General features: G+C 31.5%; 16 protein-coding genes and 1 tRNA gene. 5 read left to right on the top strand and 12 right to left on the bottom strand.

Annotation, left to right across the window (positions count from 1 at the left end; all coding sequences use genetic code 11):
• The first annotated feature begins 9 nt into the window (after window positions 1-9).
• A complete protein-coding gene (locus ACVC2P_RS11580) occupies window positions 10-438 on the top strand; it encodes a hypothetical protein (RefSeq protein WP_452598629.1) in 429 nt (142 codons plus the stop codon).
• A gap of 259 nt (window positions 439-697) precedes the next feature.
• Here the strand turns inward: ACVC2P_RS11580 and ACVC2P_RS11575 are convergent, their stop codons facing one another.
• The 4 genes from ACVC2P_RS11575 to ACVC2P_RS11560 all read right to left on the bottom strand — a co-directional run bounded on the left by ACVC2P_RS11575 (window position 698) and on the right by ACVC2P_RS11560 (window position 3,946).
• Complete coding sequence (locus tag ACVC2P_RS11575) at window positions 698-832, bottom strand: FeoB-associated Cys-rich membrane protein (RefSeq protein ID WP_452598628.1); 135 nt, start codon at window positions 830-832, stop codon at window positions 698-700.
• A 38-nt stretch (window positions 833-870) separates the two neighbouring features.
• Window positions 871-2,970 (bottom strand): ferrous iron transport protein B, encoded by a 2,100-nt coding sequence (gene feoB, locus ACVC2P_RS11570; RefSeq protein ID WP_452598627.1) that lies wholly within the window; start codon window positions 2,968-2,970, stop codon window positions 871-873.
• Complete coding sequence (locus ACVC2P_RS11565; RefSeq protein WP_452598626.1) at window positions 2,963-3,199, bottom strand: FeoA family protein; 237 nt, start codon at window positions 3,197-3,199, stop codon at window positions 2,963-2,965. Before ACVC2P_RS11565 ends, feoB begins: the two co-directional genes overlap by 8 nt.
• Window positions 3,200-3,271: 72 nt before the next feature.
• Entirely contained in the window at window positions 3,272-3,946 is a 675-nt protein-coding gene (locus ACVC2P_RS11560; RefSeq protein WP_452598625.1) for an SCO family protein, read from the bottom strand.
• A gap of 169 nt (window positions 3,947-4,115) precedes the next feature.
• On the opposite strand from ACVC2P_RS11560, the gene rseP reads away from it, so the two are divergent.
• Complete coding sequence (rseP, locus tag ACVC2P_RS11555; RefSeq protein WP_452598624.1) at window positions 4,116-5,456, top strand: RIP metalloprotease RseP; 1,341 nt, start codon at window positions 4,116-4,118, stop codon at window positions 5,454-5,456.
• Between the two features lie 117 nt (window positions 5,457-5,573).
• Window positions 5,574-5,647, top strand: a tRNA-Asn gene (locus tag ACVC2P_RS11550).
• On the opposite strand, the gene ACVC2P_RS11545 is transcribed toward ACVC2P_RS11550, so the two are convergent.
• Entirely contained in the window at window positions 5,613-7,166 is a 1,554-nt protein-coding gene (locus ACVC2P_RS11545) for a recombinase family protein (protein WP_452598623.1), read from the bottom strand. The genes ACVC2P_RS11550 and ACVC2P_RS11545 overlap by 35 nt on opposite strands.
• A 227-nt stretch (window positions 7,167-7,393) precedes the next feature.
• Here ACVC2P_RS11545 and ACVC2P_RS11540 point away from each other — a divergent pair, with 227 nt between their 5' ends.
• Window positions 7,394-7,783, top strand: coding sequence for a helix-turn-helix domain-containing protein (locus ACVC2P_RS11540; protein ID WP_452598622.1), 390 nt, complete (start codon window positions 7,394-7,396; stop codon window positions 7,781-7,783).
• Window positions 7,784-7,946: 163 nt separating this feature from the next.
• Here the strand turns inward: ACVC2P_RS11540 and ACVC2P_RS11535 are convergent, their stop codons facing one another.
• The 6 genes from ACVC2P_RS11535 to ACVC2P_RS11510 form a co-directional block, all read right to left on the bottom strand.
• On the bottom strand, window positions 7,947-8,633 hold the full coding sequence (locus ACVC2P_RS11535; protein ID WP_452598621.1) for a hypothetical protein: 687 nt from the start codon (window positions 8,631-8,633) through the stop codon (window positions 7,947-7,949).
• Between the two features lies 1 nt (window position 8,634).
• Complete coding sequence (locus ACVC2P_RS11530; RefSeq protein WP_452598620.1) at window positions 8,635-11,574, bottom strand: HsdM family class I SAM-dependent methyltransferase; 2,940 nt, start codon at window positions 11,572-11,574, stop codon at window positions 8,635-8,637.
• Between the two features lie 96 nt (window positions 11,575-11,670).
• The gene (locus ACVC2P_RS11525; RefSeq protein ID WP_452598619.1) at window positions 11,671-12,570 is read right to left on the bottom strand and encodes a tyrosine-type recombinase/integrase; all 900 of its coding nucleotides are present in this window, start codon (window positions 12,568-12,570) and stop codon (window positions 11,671-11,673) included.
• Window positions 12,557-13,495, bottom strand: a complete 939-nt coding sequence (locus ACVC2P_RS11520) for a tyrosine-type recombinase/integrase (protein ID WP_452598618.1) — start codon at window positions 13,493-13,495, stop codon at window positions 12,557-12,559. The genes ACVC2P_RS11525 and ACVC2P_RS11520 overlap by 14 nt, the downstream gene beginning before the upstream one ends.
• A gap of 76 nt (window positions 13,496-13,571) precedes the next feature.
• A complete protein-coding gene (locus ACVC2P_RS11515; protein WP_452598617.1) occupies window positions 13,572-14,753 on the bottom strand; it encodes a hypothetical protein in 1,182 nt (393 codons plus the stop codon).
• Between the two features lie 105 nt (window positions 14,754-14,858).
• On the bottom strand, window positions 14,859-15,116 hold the full coding sequence (locus ACVC2P_RS11510) for a hypothetical protein (RefSeq protein WP_452598616.1): 258 nt from the start codon (window positions 15,114-15,116) through the stop codon (window positions 14,859-14,861).
• Between the two features lie 143 nt (window positions 15,117-15,259).
• Here ACVC2P_RS11510 and ACVC2P_RS11505 point away from each other — a divergent pair, with 143 nt between their 5' ends.
• The gene (locus tag ACVC2P_RS11505) at window positions 15,260-15,652 is read left to right on the top strand and encodes a helix-turn-helix domain-containing protein (RefSeq protein ID WP_452598615.1); all 393 of its coding nucleotides are present in this window, start codon (window positions 15,260-15,262) and stop codon (window positions 15,650-15,652) included.
• Here ACVC2P_RS11505 and ACVC2P_RS11500 read toward each other — a convergent pair.
• A partial coding sequence (locus ACVC2P_RS11500; protein ID WP_452598614.1) for a hypothetical protein occupies window positions 15,649-15,966 on the bottom strand: 318 nt, incomplete at its 5' end. The genes ACVC2P_RS11505 and ACVC2P_RS11500 overlap by 4 nt on opposite strands.

Genomic DNA, 15,966 nt, shown 5'->3' with positions numbered 1-15,966 from the left:
TAAGTTATAATGAAATCTATCGTTTTTGTCATTGCCATATTATTTTCTTCTTTTGGAATTGCTCAAGATTCTACTAAAGTAAAAGTTGAAACTCCTAAGATTGTTACCAAATTACAATTAGGTAAACTAATGCATTTTGAAGATATTGATATTAAGTTTGTAGAAGTTGTAACAGATTCTCGCTGCCCTAAAGGTGTTTCTTGTGTTTGGGCTGGAGAAGCAAAGGTATTAGTGGATATTTATAAAGCTGGCAAAAAAATAGATCAAAAAGAAATTGTATTTAATACGTCTAATCAATTTGTAGACAAACTTGCTAATATTTTTGCTTCAGAAACGCTTAATATTTCTGGTTACACTTTATCTCCATATCCAGAGTATGGCAAAAAAATTAAAACTGAGGACTACTACCTTCAATTAGACATAAAAGAGATAGAATAGTTTAGTTCTTATTTTTATTTAAAAATCCTTTAATTGTAAATAATAAAATAATTTCTACACCTATAGAGAACACAATATAAAGTAGGCTAAGGCCCATTATATATTTTAGAAACAGTCCACTAAAGATAAAAATTATAAGTACAAACAACCCTCCTTTTAAATCTTCAAAAAAAGACTCTTTTTCAGATTTATAATCAAAGTAAAAAGCTATTAAAATAAGTAGTATTGCCAAATATTATTTTATACCAAAAATAAGCATTTAGTGACAGCCACAACTATCTTTACCACATGTTTTTTTAGCTTTTGTTTTTTTCCAAAAGAATTTCTTTATTAAAAAAGAAATAGCTGCTGCTAAAGTTATAAAAACAAGTATATTTTGAATAATTGTATTCATATTTCTTTCGTCGGAATTTGTAATAATTCCTTAATTGTTTATTTTAAAAACTGAAAAGATATTAAAGCTACAACATACGCTAATACTGTCATCGCTGTTAATTGTATCATTGGCCATTTCCAGCTATTTGTTTCTCGTTTTACTATAGCTAGTGTACTCATACATTGCATTGCAAATGCATAAAATAACAGCAAAGAAATACCTGAGGCAAAATTATATAATGGCTTACCTGTAATTGGGTTTATTTCCCCAGCCATTCGTTTTGTTATTGTCTTTTCATCGTCTGTTCCAACACTATAAATGGTAGCTAATGTTCCCACAAAAACTTCTCGCGCTGCAAAAGAGCTCACAATTGCAATACCTATTTTCCAATCGTAACCTAAAGGCCTTATAGCTGGTTCTATTGCTCTACCTGTAATACCTATAAAGGAATGTTCTAACTTATGTGATGCTATTTTTTGTTGTAGTTCTTCTTCCTGTAAGTTTTGAGATGCATATTCTTCTGTTACTATTTGTTCTGCATTATTAAACTGCTCTCCTGGGCCATAAGACGCTAAAACCCATAATACAATAGATATTGCTAAAATAATTTTACCGGCTCCAAAAATGAATGATTTTGTTTTTTCTAGAACTGTTAAACCAACATTTTTAAACATTGGTAATTTATAGTTTGGCATTTCTACTACAAAATAAGTTTTACTTTTTATTTTAAGTATTTTATTTAAAATGTATGCTGAAAGAATTGCTGCTCCAAATCCTATTAAGTATAGTAGCATTAGCGTTAAAGCTTGATAACTCAACCCTATAAAACGTCCTTTTGGAATAACTAAACCTATAATTATTAAATAAACTGGTAATCGTGCCGAGCATGTAGTAAATGGTGTTACTAATATAGTAATAAGGCGTTCTTTCCAGCTTTCTATATTTCTAGTTGCCATGATTGCAGGAATAGCACAGGCGGTTCCAGAGATTAATGGCACAACACTTTTACCACTTAATCCAAAACGCCTCATAATACGATCCATTAAAAAAACAACACGACTCATGTATCCGCTTTCTTCAAGAATAGCTATAAAGAAAAATAAAAAGGCTATTTGTGGAATAAAAATTACTATACCTCCTAACCCTGGAATAATACCTTCTGCTAGTAGATTAGTAAAAACTCCTGTTGGCAATGATTTTTTGGTCCAATCGCTAAGGAAAGCAAAGGTTTCATCTATATATTCCATTGGGTAACCTGACCAATCATATATGGCTTGGAATATGGTTAATAGAATAAAAAAGAATATAAGATAGCCCCATACTTTATGAGTTAAAACACGATCGAACTTGGTCCTTAAATCTTTAGCTTGCGATGCATCTATAGTCTGCCCTTTCTTTAAGACTTCATTTATAAATTGATAGCGTTTTATCGTTTCTTTTTGCTGAAGTCGTTTTAAATCGCTTTTAGATTTTGTTTTAAAACTTGTAATTGCATCTATTTCTTTTCGGTCTGTTTTACCAAAATTAACGTCTTGTGTTATAACTAGCCAAAGTTTATATAATAATTGATTAGGAAAAGCTTTAGAGAGCCTGTTAAAATATTCCTTATCTATTTCTGAAGCATTTACACAGGGTTTTACAGATAATTCTTTATAGTTTGTTATAAGTTCTTTTAAATTGTCTATTCCTGTTTTTTTACGAGTGCTTATTAAAGCTATTTTTGTTTCTAATTTGGCTTCTAAGTAATCTATATCAAGAGAAATTCCTTTATATTTCATTCTATCGGCCATATTAATTACCAATAGACAAGGAATTTCTAAATCTTTAATTTGTGTAAATAGTAACAGGTTACGCTTTAAGTTTTCTACATCACTAACCACTACTGCTACATCTGGAAAGTCTTTATCGTTTTTATTTAAAAGTAATTCTATTACTACATTTTCATCTAAAGAGGACGCATTTAAACTGTAGGTTCCAGGCAAATCTATAATATGTGCTTTTACGCCTCTTGCTAGTTTACAGGTTCCTTCTTTTTTCTCTACTGTTATTCCTGGATAATTTCCTACTTTTTGGTTTAGACCTGTAAGTGCATTAAAAACTGATGTTTTTCCTGTATTGGGATTTCCAATTAAAGCGACATTTATCTGTTTACTCATTGGTTATGTTTTCAATTAGTATATGTTGTGCTGTCTCCTTACGTATTGCAAGATGACTCCCATTTATATTTAAATACATTGGGTCTGCAAAAGGAGCTATTTGCACTAATTCTACACTATTACCAGGAAGACACCCCATTTCTAAAAGTTTTAATGGTATTTGTTTAGATGACACATCGGTTATTACCGCAGTCTCTCCTCGTTTTAATTGTGCTAGTGTGAGTTGCAAGCTTATTTAGATTGATTTTAAAGAGGCAAAAGTAAAGGAAAAGTGGTAGGTAAAAAAATTGTAGATAGAAAACTACTTATTAGATTCTTTTTTTAACTTTTTAATGTCTTTTAAAAGTTGAGAAATAGCTTCTGGGTCTGTACCATCATAGAAACCTCGTATTTGTCTCTTTTTATCAATTAGCATAAAGTTTTCGGTATGTATCATGCTATAATCATCATAATTACCATCTTTAACTGCCATGTAGCTCTTTCTTGCTAAATCATAAATATGTTTTTTATTACCTGTTACTAGATTCCATTTTGCATCGTTTACTCCTTTTCTTCTAGCATATCGTTTTAACTGAGCTACTGTATCTATTTTTGGTGTTACGGAATGAGATAATAGCATAACTTCATCATCATTTAATATTTCTTTTTGAATATCTCTCATATGGTCTGTCATAATAGGACAGATGGTTCCACAGGTTGTAAAAAAGAAATCGGCAACATATATTTTGTTTTTATAATCTTCCTGTGTTATAGTTTTTCCATTTTGATTTGTTAGGCTAAAGTCTGCTATCTTATGATATTTTTTAACATGCTGTATTGTACTATCTACTAATTCTGTATCAATATTACTTGGCTGGTAAATAGGCAATGGTTTTTCTTCTGGTTTTAGAATAGAATAAAAGATTGTGATTATAATTGCTGAAAGAACGGCAAATCCAACAGCAAACTTCTTGTAGTCTTTAAAAAATGATAACATATATTACTATTTGTAAAATAGAATACAAAAATACAATGAAATTGAAACACAGCATATTAATTTCTTTCATAAATTACTATTAAAATACAAAGCAATACGTTAATAGCTTTTTATACTTAATCTAAATACTTACTTTTGGCTCTTGAAAAATTTTAGAATACAATAATACATGGAGTTCGTAATAAAAATAAGTCAATTTTTACTTAGCCTTTCCCTATTAATTATACTACACGAGTTAGGACACTTTATTCCTGCTAGACTTTTTAAAACTAGAGTAGAAAAGTTTTACTTGTTTTTTGATGTAAAGTACTCTCTATTTAAAAAGAAAATAGGTGAAACTGTTTACGGTATTGGTTGGTTACCTTTAGGTGGTTATGTTAAAATTGCCGGAATGATAGATGAAAGCATGGATAAAGAGCAAATGGCTAAGCCCCCACAACCCTGGGAATTTCGCTCTAAACCAGCTTGGCAGCGTTTAATTATTATGCTTGGTGGTGTTTTTGTAAACTTTGTATTGGCTTTAATTATATACATTTTAGCTTCTTTTGCTTATGGAGACTCTGATATTTCTGTTTCTAGTATTAAGGATGGTTATTGGATAGAGAATAAATTACTTACAGATTTAGGTTTACAAACAGGTGATAAGGTTCTAAAAATAAATGATACTCAAATTATAAATAATTCAGATATAAGAGAAAATATTATTGGAGCCGAAACGGTTACTGTTTCTAGAAACGGAGAAGAAAAAACAGTTAGTTTTCCAGAAGATTTTTTAGGTCAACTCTCTAATAGCAAAGACAGGAGCTTATTTCAATTACGAATTCCTTTTATGGTTGGTTCTATAGCGGACTCTTCTGCAAACAAAAATGTAGATTTACAACCTAAAGATATTATTACTGCTATTAATGGAAATGAGCTAAAGTATTATGATGAAGTAAAAAGTCTCGCTACAAACTTAAAAGGAGAAACTGTTACTGCTTCTATTTTAAGAGGCAACAAAACTATTTCTCGACAACTAAAAATTGATAATGACGGAAAATTTGGAATCATTGCAGCATCGCACCCTAAACGTTTTGCTGAATTAGGTTATTACAATATTATAACCAAAGAGTACTCTTTTGGAGAAAGTTTTGGTGTTGGTTACAGAAAGTTTACTGGACAGATAACATCGTATTTTGCACAATTAAAATTAATTTTCACACCAAGTACTGGTGCTTATAAAGGTGTTGGTGGTTTTAAGGCTATTTTTGACATCTTTCCAGACACATGGAGCTGGCAAGCTTTTTGGAATATTACTGCCTTTTTATCAATTATGTTAGGAGTTCTTAATTTATTACCTATTCCTGCTTTAGATGGCGGACATGTTATGTTTTTACTTTATGAAATGATTTCTGGGAGAAAACCTGGTGACAAGTTTATGGAATATGCACAAATGGTAGGTTTTATTCTTTTAATGGGGCTTGTACTGTTTGCTAATGGTAATGATATTTTTAAATGGATTACAGGATAAAAAGCTCATTTTCAATTCGCTTTTAAATAAAAGTAAAGTTCTTAGAAAAAAAATTAATTTTTCTATTGTACAATTGAAAAAAGCTTTTATATTTGCACTCGCAACAGCGAAAAACACTCCTCTTTAGCTCAGTTGGTTAGAGCATCTGACTGTTAATCAGAGGGTCCTTGGTTCGAGCCCAAGAAGAGGAGCTTTCTTAGACTTCCCACCAGAAATGGTGGGATTTTTTATTTCCAATAACTTGAAACGCTTATGTTTACTAATAATTACAGACATTAACGAATTCAAATTAGCGGTTCGATACTTATTTTTCATAAATACCAATTTTTCAGGAAATATCGAACCAACAATCTTTTTTTTGATATTCGCTGGAGAGGAGACATAAAGTTTATCTATTCCATTAAGTAATGAAATCCCTAATTTTAGATACTCCTCTATATCATTATTTAAGCCTTTCAAACTCTCTACCTCTGCATTAAGATCATTTATTTTTTGCTTGGTTTTATTTTTAACAGAATTATAAGTTGAAACATCAATGAGGTTATCGAAAAATTTATCTTCTACCGATTCTACTCTTTTATCTAATTTATCAAGCTCTATTTTAATTTGCCTCAATCTAGTTTTTCTAGATTGTTTTTCTCCACTGAATGTTTCTATTAAAATTTCTTTATACAACTTCTTTACATCTTCTTTTATTACAAACTCTTGAAGAAGCAATTCAAATAAGCCATTAGCATCATCTGCTCTAAACCTCTCCTTACATTTAGGCTGACAATGATAATAGAAATGACGCTTTCCATTTCTTCCTTTAGAAGCACTTCCTGTTAAAGATCTACCACATTTACGACATGCCAAATATCCACGAAGGGGCAATCTCTCATCTATTTCAGAAAACTTATGGATTTTCGTATTATTTTTACCTTTAAATATTTTCTGTACGGCATTATAGGTCTCTTCATCTATAATTGCTGGATGTAATCCTTCAACAATCATCTCATCCTCTTTCTTCCACTCTTTTATTAAAATTTCCCCACAGTATACAGGATTTTTAAGTGTATTAAGCATACTTTGCTTAGTAATCTTTAAACCTCTCTTGTAGTATTTTCTTCTCACTTCTTCAGATGAAAGAACACCTTTTGAATAATCCAAAAAGGCACCTCGTATAAGTGGTGCTATTTCTTCATTTGGAGCTAATGTAGATTTTCCTTCTTCGTTTCTATGATTTACATAGCCAACTGGCGCTAAACCAACAAAACAGCCCTCTTTCATAGCTCTACGCAAGCCTTGTTTAGTGCGAAGACTTATCTTATCGTTTTCTACTTCTGAAATTACTAAGTAAACTGAAAGCATAATTTTAGAATCTGGCTGTGATAAGTCTAGCGGCTGCTCTATTGCGTTCACTTCTATACCTATATTCCTAAACTGTCTAATTTCTTTATATGCCTCCTCTACATTTCGACCGAATCTATCCCAACGGGTAAACAATATTCCGTCTATAGTTTTACGATTAGCTTTAACATACTCTCTAAGTTGATTAAAAATAGGCCTATCAAAATTTTTAGCAGAGAAACCCTCTCTAAAATGTCGTAATATTTGGATGTTTTTGTGATTGCAATAAAATTCTAAAACCTGCTTTTGATGAGGTAAACTAAAGCCCTTATTGGCCTGATCATCTGAAGATACTCGAGTATATATTATTGCATTTTGCATTCATTAGACTTCATTAAATATCTTTCATATTCAATCATTGCGAAAAAAAGTAGCTTAGCCCTTATTTTTGATGCACTATCTTTATTGAATTGTTTAGATTTTATATTATTTGACTTATATAGCATAATTACATCTAAAATATGATATATAACACATAAAAACAAGTTAAAAATGCTTTATTTGACAATTAAATATATTTTCCTTAATTTTGATTAAATTCAATTAAAATGAGTCTAATTCAAAAATTATTTATTGAAAACATAAGATATTTTAGAAAAGTAAAAAAACTTAGCCAACAAGAAGTTGCTGAGAAAAGCGGTATGTTAGCTTCTACCTATAACAGAATAGAGAATATGAAAGTAACTCCCTCTATAGATACAGCAGAAAAAATAGCCAAAGCTTTAGAAATATCTTTTGTCGAATTATTTCAAGATAGAGAAATTTCAAATAAAACTTTAAATCAAAAAATTGCATTGATTGAAAGTTTATCTGATTATAATAAAAATGTTGTAAGTATTATGATGGATACGGTTTTTGAAAAAGATACATTAGAAAAAGAGCACTATATTAAAATGAATAAAAGATTAACAGAATTAAATAAGATTAGAAAATCATAAAAATAACAATCCACTTTTATTTAAAAAATACTTAGTGCTTCAATCCACAAGGATAGTAATTACCCGTCTTTTTTGAAGGCTTTTGCTCTTTTTTTGAGTGTATTACTCTCAAATTAGGTAGTGGTTTGATATGTAGTTTTAGGCAACCCATTAATATAATTCCTTACGTCTTCAAATTCACAAAATAATGGTTAAGACTAATTTTTCTTCTATTCGTCTTTTCACTTATTGATACAAATTTAGCTAACCTTACATCTTTAAATCCACAGGTATTTGTAAGTAAATCATTTGAGGTCCAATTTAATATTGACTCGATTTCATTATTAATTAGTTGATTAATCCAGTTGTTAATTTTATTAAACCAATGATTGGAATTTTCTTTTTGAACATAGGCGATTAATGCACTTTTATTTAAATCAGTCCCATGCATATTATGTTTAAATCTTTCGATTCCTCCTGATAGTTTTATAGGGTCATTACCAGTAACATATTCTTTTTCTCTATTCTTTGATAATGATGTTGTCAACCTTTTTGCCTCAATAGTAAAAAATGGTTTTGTTTCTGCATAGTGTTTAAAAACACCAATATCTACTTTTCTATTCTGTCCTTTTTTCTGTTTCTGAATTGCTTCTTGTTGGAAAATAAATGGCAATGGTTTTGACAAGTAGTTCAGTGTTTTACCCAAATGTTCATTTAATACTTCTTCAGAGGTGTCAATTTCTCCTTTAAACTGTTTTTGAAAAACTAATAATGTTTCCTCAATGAATTCAGTAAGTTTTTTTGTTATTGAGCCCTTCTTAATAGAAGGGTTAGGGATGTTAGAAATAGACTTATTATTATCCTTCAGCATACTAATATCCAGCTTTATATAAATCAACTATCGTTTCATCTGCATCTCTTAGAGCTACTGACTGCAACCAATACCTTAACTCTTTTGGTTTTAACAGATAAATATAATCTCTTTCATAAATTTTTACAACCCTATTAATTCTATAACTAGTCCCCATTTCGTTATAAACTAATTCAGCTATATGATTTTCAATTTCTTCATTAGTCTTTCTAACCATAGGGTTTTCATTTTCCTTCCCATATTTAAAAACAGCGCAAATAAAAGAGTCTGTTCGATATACGTCCTCTTGAAAATACTTTTTAGTATTTGTTTCAAACAATGAATTTAACACCTTGCAGAAGGTTGTTCCAAAACTACTTAGTTCATTGTCTTGAGTTATTTCTAATGCTTTAACATCAGTATCTCTTCCAAGAAAATTCAGATTGTAATTTAAAGTATCATTAATAAGAATCTTATCAAATTCAGTTAATTCTATTTCTTTTTCATTTTCAGGAAATGGTAGATTTAAAATGTCTTGTTTATAAACTGGAGATGTCGATTTTGTAACTCCAGCTCTAGCACTTGTTGTTAATAAATAGAATCTATAAAGTTGGTTATTATACAATCTGTCTTTTAAATTAATTAATAACTCTTTGTCTTTCTTTGGGCAATGAATACCAAAAACTTCAGTTTTGTATGTAAGATATGTATCTGAGTAATATAGAGGTATTGTTTTTTTACCAATACTCAATTTTATTAATAATAAAGGTGGGGTATAATTTTCTTTTTTTCTAGTTGCTTCAAAAGTTTCTTGCTCAAATCTATGGATGATATCAGTACTCTTAATACCATGTTCTCCAAACTTATCAGTAGGAACAGTAGACTTGTTTAGTACAATATTTTCTTTATCGTACTTCTTTCCATTTTTAAAGCCTACACCAAACGACCAATTAAATTTTTCTTTTTTCTTTTTTAAATAATCTCCTAAAGTAGGATGTTCCATTAATTTTTTTATAAAAGGTAATAAACGTCCACCTCCTAATAGGTTCGCTTTCCAAACAAAAGGGTTGTTAACTGCATCAATCTTATTTACTTCATGAAAATCATAATGGTCTATTTCAAAATATTGACGTTCTTTTGCAGTTTTTAGTTTCTTTACTGTTATATGATGTATAGGGTTTTTATCAGGTTTTTTATTCTCAAGAAAAAAGGCAGAAACCGCAACGTTTTTTTCATTTCCTTTATTTTTAAAAAGAACATTACTTAAATATGTAAAATCAATTATTTGCGGAATATTATATTCTTTAAACAACCACTTTCTAAACTTTATAGGCTTGGGCGAGTTATTATATAGCAAAGGTCCAGATGGCAAAATAAAAGCTAATAATCCGCCACTTCCTTTAATAAGGTTCATTCCAAGTATTGTAAAAAGTAATGAACTTTGAAATTTAGGAATTTCTTCTTTTAATTTTAGACTAGATATAAAGTTAGTAACTTTAGTATTCTTTGATCTATATTCTATAAATGGTGGGTTTCCAATTACCAAGTCAAATTTTTCTGAAACATTTTTTGGATACCAATCATAAAAGTCAGCACCAATCACATTACTGCTTAAATCATCGAAGCGTAAATTTTCCCAAATAACTTTTGGGGATAAAATATCACACAGAGTTAAACTTAAACTAAAAATAGCTAAATCCACAGCTTCTGCCTCTATATCAATTCCGTATATACTTTCTTTTAATAACTTTTTTAATTGATTCAGATGTTCTTTCCCTGGCACAACCCATTCTCCTGTTTTCTCGTAAACTGAAATTCTCCACCAATCAATAATACGTTTATATGCAGAAACTAAAAATATTCCTGAACCACATGCAGGATCAAGTATCTTGTAATCTTTTTTAGGTTCATTAATAGGCATACATTCATCAATCATAAAGCTAACCAAATAGGAAGGGGTATATGCCACACCGCTATCCTTATCTGCTTCCAAAAACATTTCGTAAATACTACTAATTAACTCAATAGGAAGGTGATTAAATGAATACAATCTCCAAAAAACAAATTGATTACCATCTAACATTCCAGATAAGAAATCTGCTAGAGGAGATAAATCTTTATCCTTTATCTGCCCCTTATGTTCATCAGATAAATAAAATATTTTTCCATTGAAATGATTACTCAAATATTCAAATAAATTTAGAGCATACCCATTTCCTTTTCTAATTGTTTCTGTAAAACTTTTGGAATGCCCAAACTTTTCTTGATTGAAAAAATCTGAAGTAAAAACTCGAGTTTCATTTCCCTCTTCATCAACATCAACCCTCTCTTCCAAATATTTTACTAAGATTCCTAATACAAGTAATTTACTCGCTATAACCTTGTCTAATTTAATAACATCAAGAAACTGACTCCTTGTATTTTTTAATTCAGAAATAAGTTTCTCATATGCAGTTTCGCTATATCCAAAATCAAATTTGGTTTCTTCCCAGAAAGAACCATTATCAAATTTTTTAGCAGAATATTGTTTATATTTCTTTATTGCATCTCCTGTTATTTTTAATGTTTCAAATGGAGATATTTTTAACTCACCTTTTTTATTATGTTTTACAGGTTTTGATGAATTGAATAACTTAATTTGGGATTTTGTAATGATAAGATAAAGGCGTACTTCAGAACTACTCCAAACATTTTTATGAATCTCTACAATGTCTTTTTCTTCTTTAGTGAAATCAAAGATATATAGTTGAGGCTTGGAAGGTCTAGTTGATTCAGGAAAATTCCTAAAATAAACAGCATCGGCTCCTACTTTTTTAGCTTTTTCAAGAGCTAATCTTTGATAGTAGTTTATTCCTTCCCTTTTAAGTTCTAAAACATGAATTAATCCAATAGAATCATTATTAGCATCAATCATCTCTAATTGAGATAACCCACTAACATATTCTTTAGATTTTAAACTCATATTAAAATAGCTTTTACTGACTTACAAATGTGCAATATTTTACCGAGATAACCTCGATTTTTCAGCTATAAAATAAGCAAAAAATCACAAATAAAACTATGAAATAGGATGCAAACTCTCGATAATCTCCTGTAAACTTTCCAAATCATCTTGCACATACCGCTCGGTAGAAGATATATAACGATGCCCTGCCATGTACTGTACTTCCCTAATATTGAAATGAGATAGCCAGTAGGTAATCACCGAAGCACGTACTTGCTTAATATCTTTTACTTTATGATTAATTCGTTTTAGTTTTTTAAACACTTGTCGCGTCACTTGTTCAAATCTATCGGAGTTAAGCGGAAATAAGGTGGTTGTGTGGCAGTTAATATTGTTTTGGATGGTTTCCCTGTCCTTTTCTAGATAGCGAATCAGGGGCATAATTTGAAGCGATTTTAGCTCCAAAGTTCTGCTATTGGTATTACGTGTAGAAGGAACATAAATCGTTCCCTTGTTCATATCTATGTGTTCTACTTTTAGGCTTCCCAGTGCAGTGGTGTTTAATCCTTGATACACGATTAATCCAACAATCACTTTGTTACGTATGGCTATTTCGGGAAGACACGGCAATTCAATATGCTCCGTTTGAAAGCTATAATACAAGTCCTCAAGTTCGTTGTAATCCAATAGATTATGATTGAGACTTCTCTTTATCCCTCGAATATTAATATTTTCCATGGGGTTGGTATAGCGAAGATCTTCATCAATGAGATAGTTGAAGAAGACTTTTATAGCTCCAACGTCGGAGTTGATCGTAGCTTTTGATTTTATTTTTCCTTTGCTTGGTTTCTGTAACTTCTTTACATATTGCATACAGGCTTTGTAATCAATACTCCCCAGGTCATGATTATTACGTTCGCACCACGCTATAAAATGGTTGGCATAGCGAGTGTAGGTTTGTATGGTGGTTTTTGCGTAGTTGTTTTGGAACAAATACTCTTTAAATGTTTTCATGTTCTAGTCGCTTTACAATATGAGTGTAGAGTTGAGTGCTTTCTAGTGAAGCATGACCTAGAAAGGTACTAATGGATTTCATCGGCACCTTGTTTTGCATTAAATGGGTTGCAATACTATGACGTAAGCTGTGCATGGTAATATGTTTTGCTTGGATGGTTTCATCTTCGGTTGATTCTATTATTGTTGCTAATCGGTTTGCAATCGTTAAGTCTGAAGCACGCTTCCCTCGGCTTGAAAGTAAAAGTGCATCGGTTTGATAGCGAGTGATGAACTCGGGACGTGCTTCGTAGATGTAATCTTCGAGGATCTGTAAGTTGTATTTGTTAATCGGTACAAAGCGTTCTTTGTAGTTCTTGCCCCTGCGGACATAGATTCGTCCTTTTTCAAAAAGCACATCTGATACATCAATATGCACGGCCTCGTTTCTACGTAAGCCACAACTATAGAGTAAAACAAGAATTGCTTTGTCTCGCATTTGAAAATGAGGATTCATGTGGGTGTAATCGCAAGCTTCAAAAAGTTGTTTAATCTCTTGTTGGGTTAGAATATCTATGTCCTTTTGCTGATTGGTTCTTTCCCCTTTTAAGTGAACACCGAATGTTAGTTGTACCTTATGTTCCTTAAGATAATCCATGAATTTCTTTAAAGCTTGTTGATGTTTGTTGAGAAAGGCTTTGGAGAGTCCACCACCTCGTCTCTCATTTCCCCTGCGAGATAATTGATGGTAATAGTCTTTAACAATTTGGGTGGTGATACCCTCTATTCCTGTATGTCCGTTTCGCTCGAGGTAGTAAAAGAATTCTTTTAAATGATTGGGTAAGTTATATACGGTGGTTTTAGCATAGCCCAATATTTCAAGCCACTCCTTATATGATGCAAGGAGCGTGATAAAGGTCTCATCTTTAAGGTTTAATTTTTTCATAGTTTTTATCTTTTTCGTTTTCGTGGCGACCTTGATTTATTCCTTTTATTATCAAATACTTACCCTCGCCATTATGCTAGTGGCGAACCTGTGGCGAGGTGGCGATGTTTAAATTATCCAAACATTCAGAAAGCGCCTCATTAATACAGTTCTCTAGGTCTTTATATTCGCTTACATCTACTAATTCATAACTAAAAGAATCCGATGTGATATCGGTTCGTTTGGTAATGTAGCCTTCTTGCAAAAGCAAACTGTGGTATCTACGTAAGGTACTTTCTGCTATTCGCAGTTCCTTTCTAATTTCTCGATTACTAAACAGCGTATCGTTTTTTGTTTCGAGATAAGTTTTCAGTCGCTCTAAATATTTACGGGTTGCTCCGTTTAAACTATCGGACTTTCGGAGGAGCACCGGAGTAATTAATTTGTTAGCGTATTTAATGTCTGCAAGCGTGGTTTCGATGTAGGCTTCTCCTGTGACTTCATCAAATTTCTGTTCACGTTGATGTTGATGGTAAAAGGTAATAGCTTCGATAAATTGCAGGTAATGTGAATTACTACGCCTTGGTTTAAAAACGGTTTTCGGTAGCGTTAAATGTTCAGCGTAGGGATTAATAATGCGGATAGATTTCAGTAATCGCTGGACATTACATAATATGTTTCGTGCCTCTATTTCATCCATGCTGTTTATCTTCCCTGCGGAAGCTTTACGTTGGTAGTTCATGATACGTTCATCTTGGGCTTCGCTTTCGTCAATGTATATCAGAAAGGAACGGTTAGAGTTATCCTCATAAATACTTTCTTGGGTAGTGCAACCTGCAACCGATACGGAACCCTCAACTATTAGGTTTTTGGTTTTAGCTTCCCCACCGATACCTTTTTGTACGACTGATTTAGTAATACGCTTTTTAGTTTGTAATTCTCGAAGTGGATACAAGACATCTTCCGCTCCGTCTAAATCCTCTATCAACACCAGTTTATGTTGCAGGGCTTTTCGTTTGAAATAGTAAAAGGCATTTGCCGAGAGTACGGTTATTTCTATTTTATCTTCTTCGGGTATGAGTTCTGCTACTTTTGATTGCAGGTGTGTTTTTCCGGCGCCACTAGAACCAAAGGAAATACAATGTAGCGGATTATCGGTTTTGCGTGAGGTAAAGATTAAGTACATAAGGAGTCGGTTATCTTCTTCTCCGATAACACCGCTTGCACCGATGAGTTTGTTTGTTTTGTTCAGCAGGTTTTTCGATTTCAAAAGATCCATTGCTTGCCTGCGTTCCTTTTTTGAAATGAGGTATTCTTCTGCTTCGTCTTCTTCAATCGTATCAAGTAATTCAATGCGGTACTTTTCTAGGGTATTAATCAGTTCCTATAATGTTCGGCGTATTATCGATGTTCCCATTTCTAATTGTTCAGCTAATTTGCGTATAAATTTTTCTACCGCATTAGCGTTATACAAATCAATGTTGTTTCGTACCGCATTATATTGGTCTATATTAGTATGAACTTTCAAGGTTACTCGCATGCGGTCGAGTCCGTGTGCTTGTAATCCACCTAAAATATGCACCGATATGCTATCGGTGGTATAGGTAAAATGGTTGGGGTTGGTGGTATTAAATTGATTCATATTCGGAGTTGCTTTTATTAAACATCAAATAACACAAAAATATAATTCAAATATAAACAATAATGTTAATTAAAATAAATAAAACTTGTGTTTTTTGCTGTTTATAATTATTTAGCCTAATTTTGAAGATAAATAACGACCACATGGAAGCAACACAAGCACTATTACTCGCAAACATTAAACGTATACGTAAGGAGAAAGGTATGAGTCAAAAGGACGTGGCGGAGCGTGCGGATATGTTGGTTCCTACCTATTCCCGATTAGAGCGTGGTGGAACTACACCTGGTCTTGGCACTATGGTTAAAATTGCTTCAGCTTTGGAGATTAGTATTCTTGAGTTGTTTCAATCTACGGAGATTAAAGACCGTTCGATTGCACAGAAATTAGAAATGATTGAAAACATGGAGGCGTATAACAAGCAGGTGGTGGAGATTATGATTGATAATATGCTTGAAAAGGATAAATTAGAGAAGCAACAAAAGGTTGTGATGGATAAGAGGTTGAAAGAACTTGATAAGATTAGGAAAAACCATTAGAGTTCTAACTTTAATTGATCAGGATTAATATTATTTAAACTTATTTTATTAATTTTAATTAGTAAATTATCTTTATGATATTCAATACTAAAATCAAGACTGACTTCTTTCTCAATTTTTATTTTTGTATTTATTTTATTTCCTTTAGGAGGTATTAAAGGAATTTTAAACTCTGCTTTATTTTTACTAAATGTTTTACTTATGCTAACTAAGTCCGTTTTAAAATTTTGATTGTTAATAATTTTTCCATCTACTTGATTTTCTTTTTTTATTAATGGAGTATCTGTAGTAGAAATTAAATAAACCCCCTTATC

It is taken from the genome of Pontimicrobium sp. MEBiC01747, assembly GCF_053601635.1.
The sequence above is the reverse complement of the archived record's forward strand: the minus strand, read 5'-3'. Positions and strand labels throughout refer to the sequence as shown.

Excerpts from the sequence above, each read along its gene's own strand:
- ACVC2P_RS11580 (WP_452598629.1), top strand. The coding sequence starts at position 10 with ATGAAATCTATCGTTTTTGTCATTGCCATATTATTTTCTTCTTTTGGA.
- ACVC2P_RS11575 (WP_452598628.1), bottom strand. The coding sequence starts at position 832 with ATGAATACAATTATTCAAAATATACTTGTTTTTATAACTTTAGCAGCA.
- feoB (WP_452598627.1), bottom strand. The coding sequence starts at position 2,970 with ATGAGTAAACAGATAAATGTCGCTTTAATTGGAAATCCCAATACAGGA.
- ACVC2P_RS11560 (WP_452598625.1), bottom strand. The coding sequence starts at position 3,946 with ATGTTATCATTTTTTAAAGACTACAAGAAGTTTGCTGTTGGATTTGCC.
- rseP (WP_452598624.1), top strand. The coding sequence starts at position 4,116 with ATGGAGTTCGTAATAAAAATAAGTCAATTTTTACTTAGCCTTTCCCTA.
- ACVC2P_RS11545 (WP_452598623.1), bottom strand. The coding sequence starts at position 7,166 with ATGCAAAATGCAATAATATATACTCGAGTATCTTCAGATGATCAGGCC.
- ACVC2P_RS11540 (WP_452598622.1), top strand. The coding sequence starts at position 7,394 with ATGAGTCTAATTCAAAAATTATTTATTGAAAACATAAGATATTTTAGA.
- ACVC2P_RS11535 (WP_452598621.1), bottom strand. The coding sequence starts at position 8,633 with ATGCTGAAGGATAATAATAAGTCTATTTCTAACATCCCTAACCCTTCT.
- ACVC2P_RS11530 (WP_452598620.1), bottom strand. The coding sequence starts at position 11,574 with ATGAGTTTAAAATCTAAAGAATATGTTAGTGGGTTATCTCAATTAGAG.
- ACVC2P_RS11525 (WP_452598619.1), bottom strand. The coding sequence starts at position 12,570 with ATGAAAACATTTAAAGAGTATTTGTTCCAAAACAACTACGCAAAAACC.
- ACVC2P_RS11520 (WP_452598618.1), bottom strand. The coding sequence starts at position 13,495 with ATGAAAAAATTAAACCTTAAAGATGAGACCTTTATCACGCTCCTTGCA.
- ACVC2P_RS11515 (WP_452598617.1), bottom strand. The coding sequence starts at position 14,753 with ATGGATCTTTTGAAATCGAAAAACCTGCTGAACAAAACAAACAAACTC.
- ACVC2P_RS11510 (WP_452598616.1), bottom strand. The coding sequence starts at position 15,116 with ATGAATCAATTTAATACCACCAACCCCAACCATTTTACCTATACCACC.
- ACVC2P_RS11505 (WP_452598615.1), top strand. The coding sequence starts at position 15,260 with ATGGAAGCAACACAAGCACTATTACTCGCAAACATTAAACGTATACGT.